The 21,386-nt window shown below is 44.8% G+C and carries 18 protein-coding genes; 6 read left to right on the top strand and 12 right to left on the bottom strand.

Going from position 1 to position 21,386, the window contains the following annotated elements; genetic code table 11:
* The first annotated feature begins 23 nt into the window (after nucleotides 1-23).
* From ACQ4XT_RS07170 to ACQ4XT_RS07160, 3 genes are all read left to right on the top strand, one after another.
* Nucleotides 24-1,139, top strand: coding sequence for a Fe(3+) ABC transporter substrate-binding protein (locus ACQ4XT_RS07170; RefSeq protein WP_446853079.1), 1,116 nt, complete (start codon nucleotides 24-26; stop codon nucleotides 1,137-1,139).
* Between the two features lie 191 nt (nucleotides 1,140-1,330).
* Nucleotides 1,331-2,941: an ABC transporter permease gene (locus tag ACQ4XT_RS07165; RefSeq protein WP_446855612.1), complete on the top strand. Its 1,611-nt coding sequence runs from the start codon at nucleotides 1,331-1,333 to the stop codon at nucleotides 2,939-2,941.
* Nucleotide 2,942: 1 nt separating this feature from the next.
* Nucleotides 2,943-3,665: an ABC transporter ATP-binding protein gene (locus ACQ4XT_RS07160; RefSeq protein ID WP_446853078.1), complete on the top strand. Its 723-nt coding sequence runs from the start codon at nucleotides 2,943-2,945 to the stop codon at nucleotides 3,663-3,665.
* A gap of 38 nt (nucleotides 3,666-3,703) precedes the next feature.
* Here the strand turns inward: ACQ4XT_RS07160 and ACQ4XT_RS07155 are convergent, their stop codons facing one another.
* The 3 genes from ACQ4XT_RS07155 to ACQ4XT_RS07145 form a co-directional block, all read right to left on the bottom strand.
* Nucleotides 3,704-4,225 carry an acyl-CoA thioesterase gene (locus ACQ4XT_RS07155; RefSeq protein ID WP_089653695.1) on the bottom strand — a complete coding sequence of 174 codons (522 nt, stop codon included), beginning with the start codon at nucleotides 4,223-4,225 and terminating at the stop codon, nucleotides 3,704-3,706.
* Between the two features lie 65 nt (nucleotides 4,226-4,290).
* Nucleotides 4,291-5,658 (bottom strand): sensor histidine kinase, encoded by a 1,368-nt coding sequence (locus ACQ4XT_RS07150; protein WP_446853077.1) that lies wholly within the window; start codon nucleotides 5,656-5,658, stop codon nucleotides 4,291-4,293.
* On the bottom strand, nucleotides 5,619-6,305 hold the full coding sequence (locus ACQ4XT_RS07145; protein WP_446853076.1) for a response regulator transcription factor: 687 nt from the start codon (nucleotides 6,303-6,305) through the stop codon (nucleotides 5,619-5,621). The genes ACQ4XT_RS07150 and ACQ4XT_RS07145 overlap by 40 nt, the downstream gene beginning before the upstream one ends.
* Before the next feature lie 192 nt (nucleotides 6,306-6,497).
* Here ACQ4XT_RS07145 and ACQ4XT_RS07140 point away from each other — a divergent pair, with 192 nt between their 5' ends.
* Nucleotides 6,498-7,646, top strand: coding sequence for a S1C family serine protease (locus tag ACQ4XT_RS07140; RefSeq protein ID WP_446853075.1), 1,149 nt, complete (start codon nucleotides 6,498-6,500; stop codon nucleotides 7,644-7,646).
* Nucleotides 7,647-8,427: 781 nt separating this feature from the next.
* Here ACQ4XT_RS07140 and cls read toward each other — a convergent pair.
* From cls to ACQ4XT_RS07100, 8 genes are all read right to left on the bottom strand, one after another.
* Nucleotides 8,428-9,870, bottom strand: a complete 1,443-nt coding sequence (gene cls, locus ACQ4XT_RS07135; protein ID WP_446855610.1) for a cardiolipin synthase — start codon at nucleotides 9,868-9,870, stop codon at nucleotides 8,428-8,430.
* Between the two features lie 165 nt (nucleotides 9,871-10,035).
* The gene (locus ACQ4XT_RS07130; RefSeq protein WP_446853074.1) at nucleotides 10,036-10,578 is read right to left on the bottom strand and encodes a transcription repressor NadR; all 543 of its coding nucleotides are present in this window, start codon (nucleotides 10,576-10,578) and stop codon (nucleotides 10,036-10,038) included.
* Nucleotides 10,579-10,658: 80 nt separating this feature from the next.
* Nucleotides 10,659-12,116 carry a glycoside hydrolase family 32 protein gene (locus ACQ4XT_RS07125; protein WP_446853073.1) on the bottom strand — a complete coding sequence of 486 codons (1,458 nt, stop codon included), beginning with the start codon at nucleotides 12,114-12,116 and terminating at the stop codon, nucleotides 10,659-10,661.
* 354 nt (nucleotides 12,117-12,470) lie between these two features.
* Nucleotides 12,471-12,968, bottom strand: a complete 498-nt coding sequence (locus ACQ4XT_RS07120; RefSeq protein WP_446853072.1) for a PTS sugar transporter subunit IIA — start codon at nucleotides 12,966-12,968, stop codon at nucleotides 12,471-12,473.
* 180 nt (nucleotides 12,969-13,148) lie between these two features.
* Entirely contained in the window at nucleotides 13,149-14,333 is a 1,185-nt protein-coding gene (gene megL / locus ACQ4XT_RS07115; protein ID WP_446853071.1) for a methionine gamma-lyase, read from the bottom strand.
* Between the two features lie 73 nt (nucleotides 14,334-14,406).
* A complete protein-coding gene (locus ACQ4XT_RS07110; RefSeq protein WP_446853070.1) occupies nucleotides 14,407-15,600 on the bottom strand; it encodes an MFS transporter in 1,194 nt (397 codons plus the stop codon).
* Nucleotides 15,600-16,028 (bottom strand): MarR family winged helix-turn-helix transcriptional regulator, encoded by a 429-nt coding sequence (locus tag ACQ4XT_RS07105; RefSeq protein ID WP_446853069.1) that lies wholly within the window; start codon nucleotides 16,026-16,028, stop codon nucleotides 15,600-15,602. Before ACQ4XT_RS07105 ends, ACQ4XT_RS07110 begins: the two co-directional genes overlap by 1 nt.
* 102 nt (nucleotides 16,029-16,130) lie before the next feature.
* Entirely contained in the window at nucleotides 16,131-17,387 is a 1,257-nt protein-coding gene (locus tag ACQ4XT_RS07100; protein ID WP_446853068.1) for an EAL and HDOD domain-containing protein, read from the bottom strand.
* A gap of 145 nt (nucleotides 17,388-17,532) precedes the next feature.
* On the opposite strand from ACQ4XT_RS07100, the gene ACQ4XT_RS07095 reads away from it, so the two are divergent.
* Both ACQ4XT_RS07095 and rarD read left to right on the top strand, forming a co-directional pair.
* Nucleotides 17,533-19,122, top strand: coding sequence for an FAD-dependent oxidoreductase (locus ACQ4XT_RS07095; RefSeq protein ID WP_446853067.1), 1,590 nt, complete (start codon nucleotides 17,533-17,535; stop codon nucleotides 19,120-19,122).
* 108 nt (nucleotides 19,123-19,230) lie between these two features.
* Nucleotides 19,231-20,136 carry an EamA family transporter RarD gene (rarD, locus tag ACQ4XT_RS07090; RefSeq protein WP_446853066.1) on the top strand — a complete coding sequence of 302 codons (906 nt, stop codon included), beginning with the start codon at nucleotides 19,231-19,233 and terminating at the stop codon, nucleotides 20,134-20,136.
* A 174-nt stretch (nucleotides 20,137-20,310) separates the two neighbouring features.
* Here rarD and ACQ4XT_RS07085 read toward each other — a convergent pair whose 3' ends face one another.
* Nucleotides 20,311-21,276, bottom strand: coding sequence for an NAD(P)/FAD-dependent oxidoreductase (locus ACQ4XT_RS07085; RefSeq protein WP_446853065.1), 966 nt, complete (start codon nucleotides 21,274-21,276; stop codon nucleotides 20,311-20,313).
* Nucleotides 21,277-21,386: the final 110 nt, after the last annotated feature.

Genomic DNA, 21,386 nt, shown 5'->3' with positions numbered 1-21,386 from the left:
TATACATAAGAGGTGGAAAGAACATGAGAAACAACAAATGGTTTTTAATGAGCTTCATCCTTATCCTTTCTATGTTCGTTCTCGCAGCTTGCGGCGGAGACGATCAGGAAGAAACAACGGAATCAAATGAAGAAGAAACAACGAACACAGAAGAAAACAGCGAAGAAAACGCGTCAGAAGAAACGGGTGGAGAGGTTAACCTTTACACAGGCCGTCACTATGACACTGACCAAGAGCTTTACGACAAGTTCGAGGAAGAAACAGGAATCAAAGTCAACGTCATTGAAGGAAAAGACGATGAGTTGATTGCACGTCTTGACCGTGAGGGCGAAGCTTCTGAAGCTGACCTTCTGATTACAGCGGATGCTGGTCGTCTGCACCGTGCGAAATCCCAAGAGCTTCTGCAGCCGATTGAAAGTGATGTACTAAGTGAAAACATTCCGGAGAAATTCCGTGATGAAGACAATAACTGGTTCGGTTTGACGAAACGCGCTCGTGTCATTGCTTATCACAAAGAACGTGTAAATGAAGAAGACGTTCAAACTTATATGGATCTAACAAAAGATGAGTTCCAGGACAAAGTCTTGATCCGTTCATCTTCCAACATTTACAACCAGTCCCTTGTCGCTTCTATGATTGCTACTGAAGGTGAAGAAGCTGCGAAAGAATGGGCACAAGGCATTGTGGACAACATGGCCCGTGACCCCCAAGGCGGAGACCGCGACCAGGCAAAAGCTGTAGCTGCCGGTGAAGGTGATGTAGCCGTTATGAATACCTACTACATGGGTAAAATGTTGAATTCTGAAGATGAAGAAGAAGTTAAAGTTGCGGAACAGCTAGAAATCATGTTCCCGAACCAGGATACAACAGGTACTCACGTAAACATCAGTGGTGTTGGTGTGACAGCAAGTAGCCAAAACACGGAAAACGCGAAGAAGTTCATTGAGTTCCTTTCTAAAGAGGAAGCACAAAAACAATTTGCTGAAGCAAACTATGAATACCCGGTCAACCCTAATGTAGAGCCTTCTGAGCTTCTGCAAAGCTGGGGTGAGTTCAAAGAGCAGGACATTCGTCTGAATGAACTTGGCGAGAACAACGATCGTGCGATTCAAATCATGAATGAAGTCGGCTGGAAATAATAAGCCCTCTCACCGCATCATGCCTTCCATGATGCGGTTTTTTCTATACAAAACAGTTGAGAACTGTTATCATTAAAGCGGACTCAACCTTGAATGAAGAAAGTTTTCCGGCTTTTTTCATTCAAGGCTGAGCGATTGGTAGGATAAAGGACGTGTCACGCTTGAATTTGTTACGTAAGCTTCCTGGGTACATGAATATTTGGTCGATCCTCAGCCTGGCGATTGTCATTTTGATTCTCATTCCTAACATGACGATCCTCTTCAACTTCTTTACACAAAAGGCTGAAAACTGGAATCACATCCAGGAATACATCTTGCCGGATTTATTAAAAAATACCGGATTGCTTATTGTTTTCACAGGATTTTTAACCATCATCATCGGTACGAGTTTAGCATGGATCGTGTCAGCCTATGAGTTTCCTATGAAAAAGTTCTTTAAATGGGGGCTGATTCTGCCACTGGCCATCCCCCCTTATATTGCGGGATACACATACAATGGGATTTTGAACTATACAGGCGTCATTCAAACGACATTAAGGAACAACTGGGACATTGAGGTGGATCAAGTCTATTTCAATATTCTCAACTTGCCGGGGGCCGTCTTTATATTCACGCTCTTTCTCTTTCCCTATGTATACACGATTACAAGAGCATTTCTAGCTAACCAGTCCGCATCACTCATTGAAAATGCCAGGCTCCTCGGCCGCTCTCCGGTAGATATCTTTTTCAGAGTGGTCCTCCCTATATCGCGTGGAGCGATTGTCGGAGGTGTGAGTCTTGTGCTTTTGGAAGTGTTAAATGACTATGGAGTGGTTCAATATTTCGGTGTACCGACGTTCAGTACAGCGATCTTTCAAACATGGTTCGGGATGAATGATCTCAATTCAGCCATCAAACTATCGGCGACGCTTATGTTTATTGTGTTTGCCATTCTTACTTTGGAAAAGGTGCTCCGTGGACGTAAAAAATATGCATCGACAACGGCTAAAGCCCGCCCCCTCCACCCTACCCAGCTACGAGGTTGGAAGGCATGGGGAGCTTTTGGATACTGTTTGTTTATTTTCTTATTAGGATTCCTCATTCCATTCGTGCAACTCGTCGACTGGATGTTATTGACTTTTGAAAAAATCGCATCACCCGAATTTACAACACTCATATGGAATTCACTTCTTGTCTCTTTCGTTGGTGCCTTACTGATTGTCTTGTTTGCTGTGATCATCGCTAACTTTTCCAGGATGCATCAGAGCGCTTTATCAAAGTCGGCAGCAAAAGTGACGATCTTAGGATATTCCATTCCGGGAGCGGTTATCGCGGTCGGAATCAGTACCGTCTTTATTGGTTTGGATAGTGGTCTTTCAAGCTTTTACGAATCTACTGGTTTGGAAAGCCGCCTATTCCTGAGTACGAGTTTGGTCATCTTAATATCTGCCTACATCATCCGCTTCCTTGCGATCGGGTACAATTCCATCGAATCAGGTTTTGATAAAATCGGAAATAAGTACACGGAAGCTTCAAGGATGCTCGGCATGAACATGACGCGTACCTTTTTCAAAGTCGATTTAAAAATGATCAAAGCCCCGCTCATCAGCGGGTTTCTGCTCGCTTTTATTGAAATCATTAAAGAATTGCCGCTCACCTTAATATTAAGGCCTTTTAACTTTGGAACACTTTCCACGAATGCCTTTAAATACGCGAGTGATGAACAAATTCATGAGGCTGCTCTCGCCTCCATCATTATCGTTGTCATCAGCGCCATTGCCGTTTTTGTTTTTCATCAAGTTTTAGAAAAGGAGTCGAATTGATATGTACGTTCAAATCAAAGATCTCTGTTTCGGTTATAAAAACGCTAAAAATTTGACGATCCACCATTTCAACCTGGATATTGAACAAGGAGAAATCATCTCCATTCTTGGTGAAAGTGGCAGTGGAAAAAGTACCGTGCTTCGCCTTTTGTGTGGTCTTGAGACGCCCTCCAAGGGAACCATAAAAATCGGAAGCGAGACCATGACTGATGAACGGACTTTTGTCCTTCCTGAAAAAAGAGGGATTGGCATGGTCTTTCAAGATTATGCCCTGTTCCCCCACATGACGGTTTACGAAAATGTTCAATTTGGATTAAAGCATTGGAAGAGAAAAGATAGAAAGAACCGCGTACACGAAGTGCTTGAATTGGTGAACATGAGCAGCTATGCCAAGAGATACCCTCACGAATTAAGTGGCGGCCAGCAGCAGCGAATCGCTCTTGCCCGTTCCCTTGCACCTGAGCCTTCCCTTCTGCTTTTGGATGAACCGTTCAGTAATTTGGATGCAGACCTTCAAATCAAAATTAGAAGTGAATTGAAAGAAATCATTAAACAAACAGGTACGACCTCTATTTTCGTCACTCACGACCGTGAAGACTCTAGAGCCATTGCTGATCGTATCATTACAATGAGAGACGGAGCAGCCCACGATTGGGACTCCCTCTGTACGACGACGCGTGCTGAAGAAGAGATGCGCCAACCTGAGCTCGTTCGGCTCAAATAAAGAAAAGCTTGGCTGCCTATAACGGCAGCCAAGCTTTTTTAGCAATCGCGTTTCCAAGGAAGGCTGGTACCAAACTTCTCCGCAAGTTCCTTGGATTCTTTTCTTCTGTTTTTTCTGTGTTCATGACGCTTCTGCGCATTCTCATGCAGCCACTTTTCTTCATCTGATTCAGGGTAGACCCCTGGCACAGGTGAAGGTTCGTTCTTTTCGTCCACAGCTACCATGGATAAGAAAGCCGTCGTACAAACCTTTCTTTCTCCAGTCAAAAGGTTTTCAGTCGTTGCTTTGACGAACACTTCCATGGACGTATTGTGAGTCCATGTTACGAACGCCTCGAGACAAATGGTGTCTCCCTCAAAAACCGGCTGCAGGAAATCGACGGAATCTGTAGACGCCGTTACGACCGGCTTTCTGGCGTGCCTTACAGCTGCAATCGCTGCTACATCATCAATATGTGCCATCAGCTTTCCACCGAATAACGTACCATGACTATTGGTATCCGGAGGTAAAACGTGTGAACTTTTTACCGTTAATGAATCGATACAAGGTTTTGCTTCCATTGTATTTTTCCTCACTTCCATATGGAATCGTTCTCTGCCTTCTATTATACCATGTTTGGTATATCTCACTCTTTTTGACTGAATACAATTTCAAAAACTGCGCCCGGCGTGTCTTTCCGGTTGTGGGCGTGGATCTCCCCGCCACTCCGTTCAATGATTGCTCTGGATATGGCAAGCCCAAGCCCTGTTTCCCCTTCTTTTCCTTTTATAAAACGTTCGAAAAGTTGAGGCAGAAGCTCTTCTGGAATGCCAGGACCATCATCGATGACTTTCACGCTATAAAGATCCTTTTCTCTTTCCGTTGTCACGGTTACTGTACTTTCCGCATGTCGGACCGCATTGCTTAAAATATTGATCATCGCCTGGAGCACTCTTTCCCTGTCAACGAATGTATGATAAGAATGGATATCTTCCGTTCTTAGTTCAATTCCTTTTTCCTTTGCCAGTGGATACAACCGATCCCTCGCCTGACTAATCACTTCAGAGATCTCCGTTCCCTCAGGGTTATACACGTCTTCGCTGCTGTCAAGCTTGGCCAGCAGAATCATTTCATTGACGATCTTTTTCAAACGCTCCGTCTCGCTCACCATCACATTCAAACCCTTTTCTGCCGCTTCTCCTTCAAACACTCCATCCCTGATCCCCTCGGCGTACCCTTGAATCGACATCAAAGGCGTCTTAAGTTCATGGGAGGCATTTTGAAAGAACTGCTTTTGGGAGTGTATGTATCTGGAAAGCTCTGCAGCCATGTGCCTGAGACTTTGCTCTACTTCACCAATCTCACCGGAAGCGTGTACTTTTTTCACATCAGAAAACTGACGCTTTTCGATTTTCTTCACTTCTTCTTTCAGTTTGGTAAGAGGGGTGACGAGACGCCAGGTCAACACATAACTCACAATGATCGCAAGGAATAAACCAATGAGGAATACCACAATCATCCGTGAAGCAAAAACGGACTGGACCGCCTGTAAGTCATTCAGAGGGGTCGCCATGACGAGGATCTGATTCTCGTCTTTGCTCACAGGAAAATCATAAGCCACGTATTTTTCTCCCATCGTTTCCCAAACTTCCTGATCGATGAGTTCCTCTTCATAACGCTCCACCCAGGCATAAGCAACGACGGCAGGCATCGTACGGAACAAAATCTCGTCGTTCTCCCGATCGAATAATACGATCGGGTAATTTCGATCCTGCAATAGTTGGGAGAGTTCTGGGCTCCGCTCAGGATCTTGATCATTGATAATGTCCACAAGAAGATCCGCTCTCCCTTCAAGCTGGCGCTGTTCATCCTGAATGAGCATGTCCATCAGTAGAGAATAGATAAAAAATGCGGTGATGGACATGATGACTATGATTAACGTTGCAAAAGCGGCATTCAATTGATACAAAAGCTTCATGGACGCTTCTCCTTCAATCGATATCCATGTCCCCAAACCGTTTCAATCGGCAGGTCCTTCATCTTTTTCCGTAATCGTTTGATCAGATCGTCCACCGCGCGGTCACTTCCGTAATAATCTTCTCCCCATACTTTAATTAACAGTTCTTCACGGGCAAAGGCGCGATTCTCCTGAGAAGCTAAGATCTTCAGCATTTCGAATTCTTTCGTTGTCACTTCAATCTCTTCACCCTGGAAGTAAGCTTGTCTCTCCGCATCATTCAACTCAAGCTCACCAGCTACGATGGTATCCCCGCCTTCATCTGCACTGGATTTCATAGCCTGCCAACGCTTCAAGTGACGCTTAGCCCTTGCGACTAACTCTCTTGGGCTGAAAGGTTTGGTTAAGTAATCGTCCCCACCCAGTTCCAGACCCAGGATTTTATCTACCTCTTCATCTTTAGCTGATATAATAATAATCGGAACTTCTGAAGTCTGACGTATTTTTTTACAAAACTCATAGCCATCCATTCCAGGGAGCATGATGTCCAGCACCCAAAGGTCAGGGGTCTGTTCCTGAAAAATGTCCCAAGCCTTTTCTGCCGTATCGACAGCTATAACCTGGTATCCTTCTTTATTTAAATAACCTTCTACAATATCTCGAATATTCGGATCATCTTCTACAAGTCCAATCATCTGATTCATAGATGGTCTCCTCCTCTATCCACATCTGTTTTTGCTTTATTCTCTCATATTTTCAGGGATTACTCCTACATTACACACTTTTTCCACAATTACACCAAAGTCATTCCATAACTCTGTCGTAGAATAAAAATTGTCAGAGGGAAACACCAAAGATTAACAGCGAATCTTATTGAAAGGGGCGTCGTTTCTCTAATGTTTGATGAGCAGAAACGAAAGGATAAGAAACAATACAAACGTTCCGGTTTAGCTTTCAGTGTTTTAGGAGCCATTGCAGCTGTTTTTCTAGTCACGACCGTTTTTCAGTGGCAGGGCATTTCTATAGATATCAATACAGAAAAGCCGACAGCACAAGCCAATGAACTGAATCTCGGGAAAAACCAGGAGGAAGTGACTCAAGCAGTCAACGAAGCTTCCGAAGCGGTTGTCGGTATTAGTAATGTCCAGAATACAGGACAAGGCGCTAAAAAAGCCGGTACAGGTTCCGGGGTCATTTATAAGGAAGAAGGCGGAAAAGCTTTTGTTGCCACCAACCATCACGTCATCGAAAATGCTTCCGAACTTGAAGTTATTCTGAGTGATGGAACAAAAGTGAAAGCCGAACTAAAAGGTAGTGACCCTTTAACAGACCTGGCCGTTTTACAAATAGATAGCGAACATGTGCAAAAGGTTGCTGAATTAGGTAAAGCCAGTGACGTAGAGGTCGGGCAAACAGCCATTGCCATCGGTAACCCGTTGGGCATGGAGTTCGCAGGATCCGTGACGAAAGGAATTGTCAGTGGATTGAACCGTAATATTCCAGTCGATATTAACGGTGATCAACAACCAGATTGGCAGACCGAAGTCCTTCAAACCGATGCAGCCATCAACCCAGGTAACAGTGGAGGTGCGCTCATCAATCTGCAAGGCGAAGTCATTGGAATCAACTCTATGAAAATTGCAAAAGCAGAAGTTGAAGGAATTGGCTTCTCTATCCCAATGGACGTTGCTAAACCTGTCATCAAAGACTTAGAGACAAACGGCGAAGTTGAACGTCCTTACATGGGAGTTTCCCTGCAAGACTTGAACCAAATCCCTAACCCTGTGTTACAACGTGAACTAGGGTTGCCAGAAGATGTTACTGAAGGCGTCCTCGTCCAAGGCGTCGAAAAAGGCTCGCCTGCTGATGAAGCAGGACTCGAAAAATACGATGTGATCACCGCCATCGACGGCAATGAAATCGAGTCACTCATCAGCTTGCGACAGTATCTCTACAACCAAGCACAAGACGGAGATACAGCCAAGCTTGAAGTTTACCGTGACGGCCAACCAACCACCGTCCAAATCACGCTAACCTCTCAATAATTGAACAGATATGAAGAATACGTGATGAAGAAAGATTGTAAAGTGGAAACGCTGATGGGGATTCGACATCCAATAGATACGATCGATCCCCCCTCCAAATAGCTATTAGATTAAAGAATTCCCTTCAGCCTTTCTCGTGTTACAAAGGAAAACCAATAACCAAAACAACCTCTCTCAAAAAGCCCTGCGCCATACGCGCAGGGCTTTTTAATCTATTTAAATATGGCGGGATTGTGTAAGGCTCAATTTCGAGACTTTTGTTGAGTGGATGGGGGCTCCGTGGAATAGCTCGCTTTCCGCGGGAGCGCGTTGAGCCTCCTCAGGCTATCGCCTTGCGGGGTCTCACCAAGCACTCTGTTCCCGCAGGAGTCTCGCCATTCCCCTCCGCCCCTTTTGCCATATCAGTGTCTCGAAGCCACTTCTAAGACAACCTACTTCCAACTTAAATGGAGGTGTTTGTTTGAACACATGGAATAGTTAATTAGATTTCAGCTACTTGATATAGAACGCTTTTTGCGTATAGCACAGGAGCTGTAGATAACATTCTTTCTGAATTATAGGGGTTCGTTTCTCCCTTACATAGAAAGGGGTGGTTGGGAAGCTGCGAGACTCCCGTGGGAGAAGGAGATAGGCGAGATCCCGCAGGGCGTAGCCCGAGGAAGCTCGGCGCTCCCCCACAGGAAAGCGAGTGGCTTCCCAACCACCCCTGGCGCTAAACTAAGCAACGAACCCCGAAAACGCCTCGAAACTGGGTCTTCTATAATCTTGAAGAGTAAAATATTTATAGGATTGGTGATAATAGCCTTGAGATGGCTTCTTTGAAGCGGATCCATTTTGTTCTGGATTGGTAGAGTTTGAATGTCAGCTCTGTCGACTCTGCAATGTCCTCATGGAAACGATCGGCTAATGACTGCGCGACTTCTGGATGATACAAAAAGGCGTTCACTTCAAAGTTCAGCCGGAAGCTTCGCACATCAATATTGGCGGTACCTACAGAAGCAATTTTGCCATCAACGACAATGGTTTTGGCATGTAAGAAACCTTTTTGGTACACATAAATGCTGGCACCTGCTTTTAACATATCTCCAATGTTTGAAAATGTTGCCCAGTACACGAACGGATGGTCCGGTTTATTAGGAATCATGATACGCACGTCCACTCCTGACAGGACCGCTACGCGAAGCGCATCAAGCAAGCTGTCATCAGGGATGAAGTACGGGGTTTGAATGTACACATACTCTTTAGCGGACAGGATCATTTTCAAATAGCCATGCTTGATTTGTTCCCATTCCGAATCAGGACCACTGGAGACGATCTGCATGCCGACATCTCCTTTTGATTTGGCCTGGTAATATCTCTGCTCATAGACGATATCTCTGCGTGAAGCATGGTTCCAATCCAGGATGAAGCGTGTCTGCATGTTGTTCACCGCTTCTCCTTCCACGCGTAAATGAGTGTCCCGCCAATAGCCAAACCTTTTATTAAAGCCCAAATACTCGTCACCGATGTTGAAGCCTCCAATATAGCCGATTTCACCGTCAATAATCGCAAGCTTTCTATGGTTCCGGTAGTTGATCTTCATATTTACTTTAGGGATAAAGGAAGGGAAAAACGACTCGACTTGAACGCCAGCTTCTTTCAAGCTCCGCTTATATGAACGCTTCAACAATCTTGAACCCATGTCATCATACAGGAGTTTGACTTCCACACCTTCCCTCGCTTTTCTTTTCAATACATCTGCAAGCCGGTGCCCCAGGTTATCGTCTCTTAAAATATAATAAAGCAAGTGAATATGATTCTCTGCTTTTTCAAGATCTTCAATAAGTGCATGAAACTTCTTTTGCCCATCTGTAAAGATTTCAACCTGGTTATTTTGCGATAATAGCGCATCATTGTTTTTCAGATGCATATAAATTAAATCTTCATATGGAATGATATCTTCATGTTGGACTTTTAAGTCGTTATTCTTGATGGCTGTCAATTGCTCCTGGACCGCGGCAAGAAGTCCAAGACGACTTTTTTTGTCCCAGGTGAATATTTCTTTATTGCTGAGCCGGCGTCCGAAGATCAAATAAAGAAAGAAACCTGCGACAGGGATAAATAGTAAAACCATCAACCACGCCCATGTTGCACTGGCATCTCTTCGCTCAAGGAAGATGATGGCTAAAGCAAGCAACACGTTCAAGGTAAGAATGATACTCACAAAAATCGGCAGGATGTTCAACGTGGCCACCTTCCTTTTTCTAACAAGAAATCATGATATAAATATATCATATTCCCTCTGTTCGTTGATTACGACATGCCTGTCATGTCGTCCTTATAATTAAAAAAAGTAAAAAGAGATAAGCCTTCCTTTTCAGAATGCCTATCTCTTTTCTAGATATCCCTGTTATTTCGTCATCAATATACCTGCCTCTTCCAAGGCCATTTCCGCCTCGTTCAAGGCTTCCTGGCTATCCGCAGCTATCGTATGTGTATGGATGCCATCTGTCAATTCGAGTAAGTAAGAGGCTTTGGTGCTGTTCACTTTTTCAATGAATTTCTTTACATCCCGGCGATTTGAAATTCTTAGTCTGGCTGTTAAATCACCATAAATCGGATGTTCAACAACGACATCCTGAACATGGACACCATGATCGACCAGAATATTGAGTTCCTGTTCTGTATCGTCCCCTTGATGCTTGCATACAATCGTACGTTGAAAAGGCAGTTCTTCTTTTCCATCCATCATATACATATACCCTTGACTTGTGGCGACGATCGGCTCATTCTTTGCTTTCAGCAGGGATACATCTCCGACAATGACTTGCCGGGTCACATTCATTTCCTCCGCCAGAGAACTACCTGTCACAGGAGCACCTTTTTGCTTTAATAAAGCGAGAATGAACTCTCTTCGTTCATTTGCTTTCATTTTCTTTGAAGATTGACTCATAGACATGACCCCTTCGTGCAATTTACATAAAGTTATCTTACCACAATAATGAGGCTTTCAGAAAGCGAGCCCCACTCCCATTAAGAATACTCATAACCTTTCAAGTCCCATTTTTCAATGGAGAAAGTTGTGGATCCTAAAGACGTAAAGAGGATATGTTCTTCTTCCGCTTGAGGATAAATCCTGGAAGTAAATACTTCTTTCCCTCCATTAATGAAAACCTCAACTGATGACTGATCGATAAACAAACGAAGGTTCTTCAACTCCTCGTCCAATTTCACTCGACGGAACTCCGTTTTGGAACGGTCTTCTAAGTGGGGTCTGGATAATGTGACGACATGGTCTTTGTAACTTAAAGAGGCATACTGAAAAAGCTCGATGGCGAACATGTCTTCCAGTGATTCAAAATCGAGGTTCAACTCGATCGATCTCCCTTGCACCCCTCTCACCGCTTTTTGATCATTTTCAATCGTAATCGATGAATGCATTAAAACTGGTCCACGCATTTCGGCTAGCTCAGGAAGGGGAGCTTGAATGATTCTTCTACCATCCCACTTCAATTCACGCGGAATCGTCAAGCAATGAACCCAGCCATGTTCAACAGTCGGATGTGCTTGTTCATATTGCTCCGGAACCCCCATCCAGCCGACGAGTATCCTTCTTCCTTTTTCATCCTGTGTCGTTTGAGGAGCATAAAACTCAAAGCCTCGATCAAGCTCCCTGAATTCTCCATGTTGGAACGTTTCACCGGTCTCGTTCCATTGCCCGATAAAATACCCACTCTGATATGTATTCGCATAGTCCATTCCCTCAGACTCAAGACCCTGCGGACAGACCATAAGCACGTCTGCACCATCCAGATCGAATAAATCGGGACACTCCCACATGTAGCCGAACTCGCCCAGCTTCCCTTCTTTACTCCCAGCGATGGGGCCTATGTGTTCCCATGTATGAAGGTCGGTCGATCGGAACAATACAGCCTTCCCTTGTTTGTCTTCTGTTTGAGCTCCCACCACCATGTACCACTTGTCATCCTCCCCCCATACTTTCGGGTCTCTAAAATGGCCCGTATAGCCTTTTGGAGTTTCAATGATGACCCCTTTTTTCTCAAAATGTATACCATCCTGAGATACAGCAAGGCATTGATATTCTGCCTCCGGTTCATGTTCCCCTTCAATGTTCCCCGTGTAGAAAAGGTGCAATTGGTTATTATGAACGACGGCGCTGCCGGAATAAACGCCGTCCTTGTCATACCAATCAGATGGAGTCAAAGCGACAGCCTCATGCTTCCAATTCACAAGATCTTCAGATGTGTAGTGGCCCCAGTACTTTGCTCCATGTGCTGTAGTGAACGGCATCCACTGATAAAAAAGATGGTACGTCCCATTCCATTGTATGAATCCATTCGGGTCGTTCATCAAACCCACTGGCGGCATGTGATGGTAGTTTTGACGATACGTGTCCGTTTCTACGGTTTGCTTATGTTCTTGTATTTCTGTTTCCACTTTCTCACGCAGCTCTGTATCACGCTTAGACATAACGCTTCTCCTCCTTTTTCTTCCCTATCCGTCTTCCTTCTTGCCTCATTATAAAACATCCCACCGTCCTCCGCCATGAAAGATCCATATTCTTTCAGACAAGGTGTTCCACGGACGTACGGTGAGGATTTAGGGACTGGTTGCAGATACTGATAAAATCAATGACGTCACTGATAAATGTGCGAATGTCACTGATAAAAAGCCGTAAGTCACTGATAAATACCAGCCACCCACCGATAAATGCTGAAAACCCACTGATAAATCTTATTCACGTCTTATAACATGTTCTCTTTTTGGATCATACGTTAAGAAAAAGCCTGAAGTACCAGGGTACCTCAGGCTTTGTGAGTTTAATTACTTCGTTTTCAGTGTAGCGATAGTAGATTCGCCGGCGTTGGCGCCGTCGCTATAGGATGGATCGAAGTTTTCGACTACATCATCATAGTTTGTAATGACTACAGGCGTAATCGTGCTTTTCGCTTTTTCTTTAACAAGGTCCATGTCAAATGTAATCAAATGATCGCCGGCATTTACTTTATCTCCGGTGGTGACATGCCCTTCAAAACCTTCCCCTTCCATAGAAACCGTTTCAAGGCCAATGTGGACAAGAACTTCCACACCTGACTTTGTTTTAATTCCTACGGCGTGATTAGTAGGGAAAAGTTGGACGATTTCTCCGGATACCGGGCTCACTACCTTTCCGTCTGTTGGTTCAATAGCTACGCCATCCCCCATCATCCGCTGGCTGAATACAGGGTCGTCTACTTCATCTAAAGAAACCACTTTTCCATTTACCGGAGCAACAATCTGTTCCTCCACACTCTTGTTGTTACCAAACAGTTTTTTCAACATAACTCCATCGTCCCTTCTATGTTTTTTATGCTGCAAGCTTGAACTTTTATTTCTCTTCACACTTGTAATACTTTTCCCCATGTGATGATGGATAAACACATATAAGCTAACGATTGTTGAAGACTCTCTTGTGAATATGAAAAGAGCCCTACGCTTTTGCATAGGGCTCTAGGTTTTGTATCATACTTCTCTCAAAGATTGATGGAGATCTTCCCAAAGATCTTCGACAGATTCCAGGCCGGCGGATAGACGGATGAGAGTATCGGTAATCCCCATCTTCTGTCTCTTTTCTTCCGGGACGACTGCGTGGGTCATGGTAGCCGGATGCTGGATCAGTGTTTCTGCATCTCCGAGGCTGACCGCAATTTGAATCAGCTTCAGCCGGTCCATGAACTCCTGTGCTTCTTTTTTACCGCCTTCAATCTCAAAAGCAAGCACGCCTCCCCCTGTTCTCATCTGTTTTTGAACAATGTTGTATTGCTCATTTCCTTCCATCCCTGGATAATACACATGTTTTACTTTGGAATGGTGTTCCAGCCTTTCGGCCAGGTCATAAGCGTTAATGCTGTGGCGGTCCATACGTACGTGGAGGGTCTTTAAACCTCTCAGTAAAAGCCAGGCATCAAATGGGGATAGGACACCACCGATATCTTTCTGTTGAGACATGGCCAACTCATCCATGAATTCTTTTTTTCCTACCACAAGGCCGGCAATGACATCGCCGTGCCCACCAATGTATTTGGTGGCACTATGCAAAACAATATCACACCCAATGTCCAGCGGGCGTTGTAGGTAAGGGGTGCAGAAAGTGTTGTCGACAACGACAGGGATGCCATGTTCTTTCGCCACCCGCGCCACCATAGCCAGGTCAATGATTTTCATTGTCGGATTAATGGGAGTTTCAATAAAGATACAGCGGGTTTCAGGAGTGATCTTCTCCCTGACATCTTCCTCTGTTTCCATATAACTAAAATCATGGGTGATGGCATATTTTTCTTCAAACATCTGCAGTAAACCATAAGTACAGCCGTAAAGACCATTTGAGCACAAAATATGATCACCAGCTTTTGTGAGTGCTATTAAAACCGCCGATACAGCCGCCATACCTGAGGCGAAAGCAAGCCCCCGTTCTCCGCCCTCCAGAGTGGCAATACGCTCTTCTAAAGTTCGTACCGTCGGGTTACCAAGTCTCGTATAAATGTAACCTTCCTCTTCCCCAGCAAACCTCCGTTCCCCCTCAGCTGCAGAAGAAAAAGAAAAAGTAGAAGTTTGAAAAATTGGTGTCGTCAAGCTTCCATCATATTTCTCTGCTTTTTCATGATTATGAATCATTGCTGTTTCTATCCGCTTCTCTTTGTTTTTCAAAACGGCCTTCCCCCTTCACTTTGTAAGCGTTTTCAATTAATTGTAACAAAAGAAGGAGAAAAAGACCTCCTTCTTAACTACTATATTCAATCCTCTGCTTGGCGTTCGAGCGGACCTTTCTTCCATGCAGGAGAATATAAAGGAAGACAGCACCGAATACGACAAAAGAACTGTTGAAGTATAAAGAGGAAAATCCAATGCCTGTAGCAATCGCTCCCACGACATAGGATCCTACTCCAATTCCTATATCAAAAATCGTAAAGAAAGTGGCTGTAGCTGAGCCTGCTCGATCCGGTACTTTTTTCAAAGCTATGGTCTGCATACTCGGAACGAGGGTGCCCCACCCAAGCCCAATCAACCCACCGGCTAACAACAGAACAAAAGCTGTGTTGGCAAAACTCAGGATCAGCATCCCTGCACCAAAGATAAGGATAGATGGAATGACAATCACATTTTCTCCATATTGATCAAACCACCTTCCTGTAAATGGCCGGGAGACAAGAAGCACAAGAGCATAAATAACGAAGAAGTAACTAGCCGCCTGCGCAAGGCCGAGCTGGTTTGCATAGACGGAAACAAAAGATAAAACTCCCGCGTAGGCAAGCGCCATGACGGCACCGGTTAACGCTATTGGAATTACAGGTTTTTCTAAAAGGTTGTGCATGCTTGGGACTATGCTTTTCTTTGCAGGTGCGGCAAGGGCATCTACGCGAATAACAAGTCCTGTAAGCAAAGCCAAAACGGCAAGAGCGACACAGACGTAGAACATCACGGTGAAGCCTGCATTCTGAATCAAAGTAAGACCCAGGAAAGGACCAATGACCATTGCGAAGTTCATCGACATCGCAAAATAACCGAGTCCCTCCCCTTTTCTTTGATCCGGAATCACATCTGCAGCAATAGCCCCTAAAGCTGTCGTCCCCATCCCGAAACCGATTCCTTGTATAAAGCGAATGATGAGCAGCGTAGAAAAGGAGTCAAACCATAGGTATAAAAAGGAACTACCTAAAAATATACTCAAAGCAATAATGACTACAGGCTTCCGACCAAAGGATTCCACCCACTGTCCTGAAAGTGGACGTATAAGAATGGCTGCAAATAAAAAGACCGTAATGATTAGTCCTGCTTCCCCCTCGGCCACTCCGATAGATTCCATCGTATAGATCGGCATGGTGACGAACAGAAGATAAAAGACCAGGAATACGAGAAAATTGCTCGCACATACATTAAGAAAACTACCCGTCCATAGACGTGGTTGCCTCTCCATCACCTTCTCCCCCTTTCTTCTTCAATCAGGCGGGAGAGCGTAAGTACATGCTCTTCCAATACGCTTTCCCTTCGCTCGCCTAACCGTTCCAGTAAACTTGCTTCAGTATTTTGTATGGCCTGCCGCCACATCGGATAACGTTCTCTCCCTGCTTTCGACAACGTAATATCATTCGTACGCTGATCTGTGCTCTTGTTTTTTTCGATATACCCAAGAGTCTCCAGTTTAGCAATGACCCTTGATAATGGGGGTGCTTCAATATTCAAGCGGTCTTTAAGCTCTGCCTGTGTCATCGAACCTCCATGGCTGTGCAACTGAAATAATACCGCCCAGTGAGACATATAAATATCTTCGTCCTGCAACCCTTCATTCAAAAATTGATTCACATTTCTCGATAACTGTTGAATATGGTGAAAAAGTAAACTCATGATGAACACCCCTTTGTTACCTAGGTAACATTTTTCACAAAAAAAGGGCTCTCTTTACGAGAGCATCTTAAAAAATTATAACATACATGGTTCGGTTTTATACTATTTTGTCACCTCATTGGTAAAGTGTTCATGGTAGAGCTGTTCGGACCACGCGATGGCTTGGCCGTATACTTCAAACACTTCCGAATAAGATAAATTCCACTCAGCCAAGTGCGTTTCCAACCACTCAAAATCCGCTTTTTCCATCGCAACAGCCATATCCAAAACGAGACGATACGTATTCTGCTGCCCTTCTAAAGCTTTCTTTATCTCTTCGTCCAGAGGCAATGAATCAATGACTTCATGGGCAGGGCGTTGAGTAATGACATCGATTAACGACATGAATCCGGTCAGGAAATATCCGTCCGCCTTTTTTTCCGCTCTGATTCTGACGGCCATCTGTTCACACAATTTGGCACGAACCAGACTTGTTTTTATGACAAGCTGCGATTGTGTCGAGGTGACCGAAGTCGTTTGTTCAACCGATAATACGTATAACCACTTTTTCAGGCCCTCTGTACCTAACAGCATCACAGCTTGTCTGATCGATTGAATCGGTACTTTTGTCCGCTGCTGAGAGGAGTTGATCAATCGCAGCAATTTATAAGTGAGGGCTAGATCCTGCTCCATGATTTCCGTTACTTTTTCAATATTAATCTCTTCATCCGTAGCGGTAAGCTCCTTGATCATTTGAAAATAGGTCGAGGAAAGAAATGGGATATCCATTCCTTTGACGATTACCGGCTTACTGAAATAAAACCCCTGAAAGAGCGAAAATCCTTCCTCTATACAACGTTGATGCTCTTCGTGGGTTTCCACTTTTTCAGCCAACAACGTCACCCCATACTCTTCCCCTAACTGAATGATTTTCGTCCGATTCTCATCCGTCACTTCCCGAATATCCACTTTTAAAATATCCACATAATGAAGAAGTTCATATACGGACGGTCGGTCGATATCAATGACATCATCAAGAGCAATCAGATACCCTTTTTCCTTCAAGGTCCTGCACACTCTAATGAGGTCAAGGCTGAACGACACGTCTTCAAGGATCTCAACGACCAGCTGTTCAGAATTGAAGTATTCAGGGACTTGTTCCAGCAGAAGATCTTCTGTGAAATTGATAAAACACGGCTTGTTGTGTGACAAGCGCTCTAAGCCGATCGTAACAAAACTGTTCATCAAAACTTCTGAAGTTGCCTGACTTCCATCCATCGGCACGAACCGATTTTCTTCACTGTTACGATACAGTAGTTCATAGGCATATACATCATTCTCGACTGTCAAAATCGGCTGCCGCGCCACGAATACTTCCATCCTGCTTACCACCTTCATGCGTTTCTTCCCATCTTGTTCAAGTATACTACAAAGCCTAAATGTTGTTAATTTTTCCATGGAAAAATACATGAAACCTTTATAGAGGGAAAGACTGAAAGAAACGAGTCATTCAGGAGGGAAACTCATGGAACAACACGAGAATTGGACTCAACCAGAACCTTTATGGCGAGAAAATATGTCACTGCCGACTTTTGAAGCTATGAAAGAGGATACAACGACAGAGGTGGCCGTTGTCGGTGGCGGAATCACCGGGATTACGACCGCTTACCTTTTAGCAAAAGCAGGGAAAAAAGTTACCCTGATCGAAGCGGATGAACTGTTGAATGGTACGACAGGTCATACGACGGCAAAAGTAACCGCTCAACACGGATTGATCTACTATGAATTGATGAAACACTTCGGTGAAGAAGAAGCTTCGCTTTATTATCAGGCCCAAATGAGTGCCCTGCAGTCCATGGAGGAATGGATTAATAAGTATCAAATCGATTGCAACTGGGTGAAAGAAGATGCTTACCTCTTCGCTACTACGAAAAAGGGCGCGCACAAACTGGAAAATGAGTATGAGGCCTACCAAAAGCTCGGCATTCCAGGTGACACGATTGATGCCCTTCCTTTTGACATGGAAGCAACGAAAGCACTAAGCATGAAGAATCAAGCGCGCTTCCACCCCCTCAAATACTTAGCTGCACTCATTGAAGAATTCGTTACTCTGGGTGGAGAGATCTTTGAACACACGAAAGCCACAGATGTAAAAGAAAAGGACCGCATTGAAATCCAAACAGGAGATGGGCATACGCTAGCCTGCGAGAAGTTGGTTTCATGCAGCCATTTTCCTTTTTACGATGGAAAAGGGTTTTATTTCAGCCGCATGTACGCCGAGCGTTCCTACCTCCTTGCTATTGAACCTGAGAAAGAAGTGCCTGAGGGGATGTATTTGTCGATCGATGAGCCGAAACGTTCCATCCGCACAGCTGAATACAATGGAAAACCTGTGTTGTTGATCGGCGGGGAAAGTCACAAGACAGGCCAAGGGGTGGATACATCGTTCCATTACAATGCGCTGGAGGAATTCGCTGCCCAGACGTTCGGCATTAAAGAGAAACTGTTCCAATGGTCAGCGCAAGATCTCACCACACTTGATAAAGTGCCGTATATCGGCCCGATCACACGGAACAACGATCGCGTATTCATCGCTACAGGTTTCCGTAAATGGGGCATGACGAACGGGACGCTCGCAGCTAAACTGATTTGTGATTATGTCCTTGGTGAGGAATCTCTTTTTCACGAACTATTCAAACCTACACGCTTCAAGTCAGACCCAAGCATGAAGCAATTTTTATCCCAGAACTTCGACGTCGCTGTACACCTGGTCGAAGGGAAACTGGAACTTGTAGCCGACCGTCCGAACTCTCTCAAAAAAGGAGAAGGGATGATCGTCCAGTGGCGAGGAGAAAGGGCCGGTGCGTATAGAGATGATGATGGCAAACTGCATGTCCTCGACACGACCTGCACACATATGGGGTGTGAAGTCGAATGGAACAGTGGAGAACATACGTGGGATTGTCCATGTCACGGTTCCCGCTTTTCCTATGATGGAGCGGTTGTCGAAGGCCCTGCTGACAAACCTCTGATGAAGATTGCATTGGAAGGGCAGCCGGATCACCACGCCCCACTAGGAGAAAGTAACGCAGAAGAACATGGTGAACAACCTTAATGTGCATGGCCCGTCTTATGGGCCATGCATTTTTTAAGCTCTCCTTTTCCAACGGTGATATAATGAATCGAATGAACAAATATCCCGACATACGAAAGGGTCCTCACCATGATCAATGAACAAAAACTAGGTGTTATCTATACGGCGGGTGCTTACATCCTGTGGGGTGTGCTCCCCATTTACTGGAAGATGATTCAAGAGATTCCCGCTTTTGAAATCCTGGCTCACCGCATCGTCTGGTCCTTCCTCTTCATGGGACTTGTAATCTTAATGGCAAGGAAACAGAAAGAGTTTATGCGGGAATGCCGGCAAATCGTAAAAAACAAGAAACAGTTGATCGGCATCACCCTTGCCTCCATCACAATCAGCATCAACTGGGTTACATATATCCTTGCGGTCAACACGGATCACGTCGTTGAAGCAAGTCTCGGTTATTACATCAATCCGCTCGTCAGTATTCTGCTCGGCATGATTGTGTTAAAAGAAAAATTCTCAAAAGCCCAGTGGCTCGCCTTCTTTCTAGCAGGGTTAGGGGTTATGTATATGACAGTCAACTTCGGTTCTGTCCCGTGGCTTGCTTTGCTGCTCGCCTTCAGTTTTGGATCATACGGGCTTTTGAAAAAACTTGTTCCTTTGAATGCCATGTTTGGTTTGACGATCGAAACGTTGATTGTCACGCCAATCGCTCTTGTCTTTCTTCTCCAACAACAGACCGGCCAATGGTCCACGATCGATTTTTGGTCATGGACGACGGCCATCGTTTTCGGCGCCGGAATCGTCACAGCGATTCCCCTCCTCTTGTTCTCGGCAGGGGCAAAAAGAATTCCTTTATCCATGGTGGGGTTCCTTCAGTATTTCGCCCCAACCATCATGCTGATGATAGGCATCTTCCTATATGATGAGCCTTTCACGGATGTTCACGCAGTATCCTTCACCCTCATCTGGGCAGGGCTCGCAGTTTATACCATCACGAGAATGAAACGATTGAAAAAATATGAAGCGAAAGCAAGTTAAAAAGGATGGGCGGCATGCATGGCGCCCATCCTTTTTTCGGATTGCCAGGGCTCCTTTGGCGCGATTCGGGGCTCCTTTGGCGCGATTCGGGGCTCCTTTGGCGCGATTCGGGGCTCCTTTGGCGCGAAAGGTCATCCTCGAAACGGATGACCTTTCACTTTTTTTTATGCAAACTCACCAACTCAAGTAGGCAGCTGCATCTTTTCCTGAGAGATAAGCACTTTCAAACCGCGTGCGTCCCGCTTCATCATTCAGCCTTAAGAACGCATCACCGGCGACTACGAGACGTCCATCTCCTGAGAGGTCGACATAAGGCTGCCGCATCACTTTTTTGGCCTGGGCGTACCTCCAACGTTTCAACTGTTCAGACTCCAGCTGCTTCCAGTTCAGATACCCAGCAGCTTTTTCTTTAATTAATGACATCACGTAATCTTCACCATAATGTTTCCGTGACCAGTCCGCTTCCATATAGACGCTCACAATCGTATCATCTGATATCCCTTTTTTACGATGATCGACCATCCGTTCCATCCCTTCAGGCAGGCCCACATCTACATGGCCATCTTCCGGAAGTTCCGTTTCTTCTTTGAAATGGAAAATGCCAACATACGTTGGTTCGAAATAAATGCCCCTAAGTTGCTTCAGTTCTTCTTCATCAACCTCCACTTCACTATTCTTCAATAATTCAATGATTTGAGGTGACGGCATTGTCAGAAGTACTTTATCTGATTGCCACTCTTTTCCGTCTTCACTATAAAGTCGGTATCCTCCCTCTACTTCAAGCAGTTTGACTACTTTCGTATGTAGGGAAGTGGGAAGACCTGAAGCTAACTGCTTCGCAAGACCGTTCATGCCTTGAACAGCGGTGTAGCGTGGGTATTCCTCTCCAAACCATTGTTTAATCCATCCTTGATCGAGCCAACCCTGCACCTCTTCTTCTAATTCATCTGTTCGTACGGTAAAAAATTGTGCACCGTGATCGGCTCGACCATCTGCTACTCTTCTAGTTGCGAGTCGTCCACCGACACTTTTACTTTTATCTGTTAACAAGAGGTTACTTCTGCCTTGTTTCTTCAATCTCCGTGCTGCTGTAATGCCGGCCAGTCCTGCACCTATGATCGTAATTTCATAATGTTCCATCCGAACCCCTCCATTCGACGATTTATAGTCCATTCCCACTGCGATATAAATAAAACGGTATCTTCTTACATGTTATAAAAAAAGAACACCCTCATCATGTGAGGATGTTC

The sequence above is a fragment of the Halobacillus sp. 12SKB genome (assembly GCF_052941655.1).
Note: the sequence above shows the minus strand (reverse complement) of the source record. Positions and strands in the feature narration are given on the sequence as shown.

Coding starts and splice junctions, on each gene's coding strand:
- ACQ4XT_RS07170 (WP_446853079.1), top strand. CDS start 24: ATGAGAAACAACAAATGGTTTTTAATGAGCTTCATCCTTATCCTTTCT.
- ACQ4XT_RS07165 (WP_446855612.1), top strand. CDS start 1,331: ATGAATATTTGGTCGATCCTCAGCCTGGCGATTGTCATTTTGATTCTC.
- ACQ4XT_RS07160 (WP_446853078.1), top strand. CDS start 2,943: ATGTACGTTCAAATCAAAGATCTCTGTTTCGGTTATAAAAACGCTAAA.
- ACQ4XT_RS07155 (WP_089653695.1), bottom strand. CDS start 4,225: ATGGAAGCAAAACCTTGTATCGATTCATTAACGGTAAAAAGTTCACAC.
- ACQ4XT_RS07145 (WP_446853076.1), bottom strand. CDS start 6,305: ATGAATCAGATGATTGGACTTGTAGAAGATGATCCGAATATTCGAGAT.
- ACQ4XT_RS07140 (WP_446853075.1), top strand. CDS start 6,498: ATGTTTGATGAGCAGAAACGAAAGGATAAGAAACAATACAAACGTTCC.
- ACQ4XT_RS07130 (WP_446853074.1), bottom strand. CDS start 10,578: ATGAGTCAATCTTCAAAGAAAATGAAAGCAAATGAACGAAGAGAGTTC.
- ACQ4XT_RS07125 (WP_446853073.1), bottom strand. CDS start 12,116: ATGTCTAAGCGTGATACAGAGCTGCGTGAGAAAGTGGAAACAGAAATA.
- ACQ4XT_RS07120 (WP_446853072.1), bottom strand. CDS start 12,968: ATGTTGAAAAAACTGTTTGGTAACAACAAGAGTGTGGAGGAACAGATT.
- ACQ4XT_RS07110 (WP_446853070.1), bottom strand. CDS start 15,600: ATGGAGAGGCAACCACGTCTATGGACGGGTAGTTTTCTTAATGTATGT.
- ACQ4XT_RS07105 (WP_446853069.1), bottom strand. CDS start 16,028: ATGAGTTTACTTTTTCACCATATTCAACAGTTATCGAGAAATGTGAAT.
- ACQ4XT_RS07100 (WP_446853068.1), bottom strand. CDS start 17,387: ATGGAAGTATTCGTGGCGCGGCAGCCGATTTTGACAGTCGAGAATGAT.
- ACQ4XT_RS07095 (WP_446853067.1), top strand. CDS start 17,533: ATGGAACAACACGAGAATTGGACTCAACCAGAACCTTTATGGCGAGAA.
- rarD (WP_446853066.1), top strand. CDS start 19,231: ATGATCAATGAACAAAAACTAGGTGTTATCTATACGGCGGGTGCTTAC.
- ACQ4XT_RS07085 (WP_446853065.1), bottom strand. CDS start 21,276: ATGGAACATTATGAAATTACGATCATAGGTGCAGGACTGGCCGGCATT.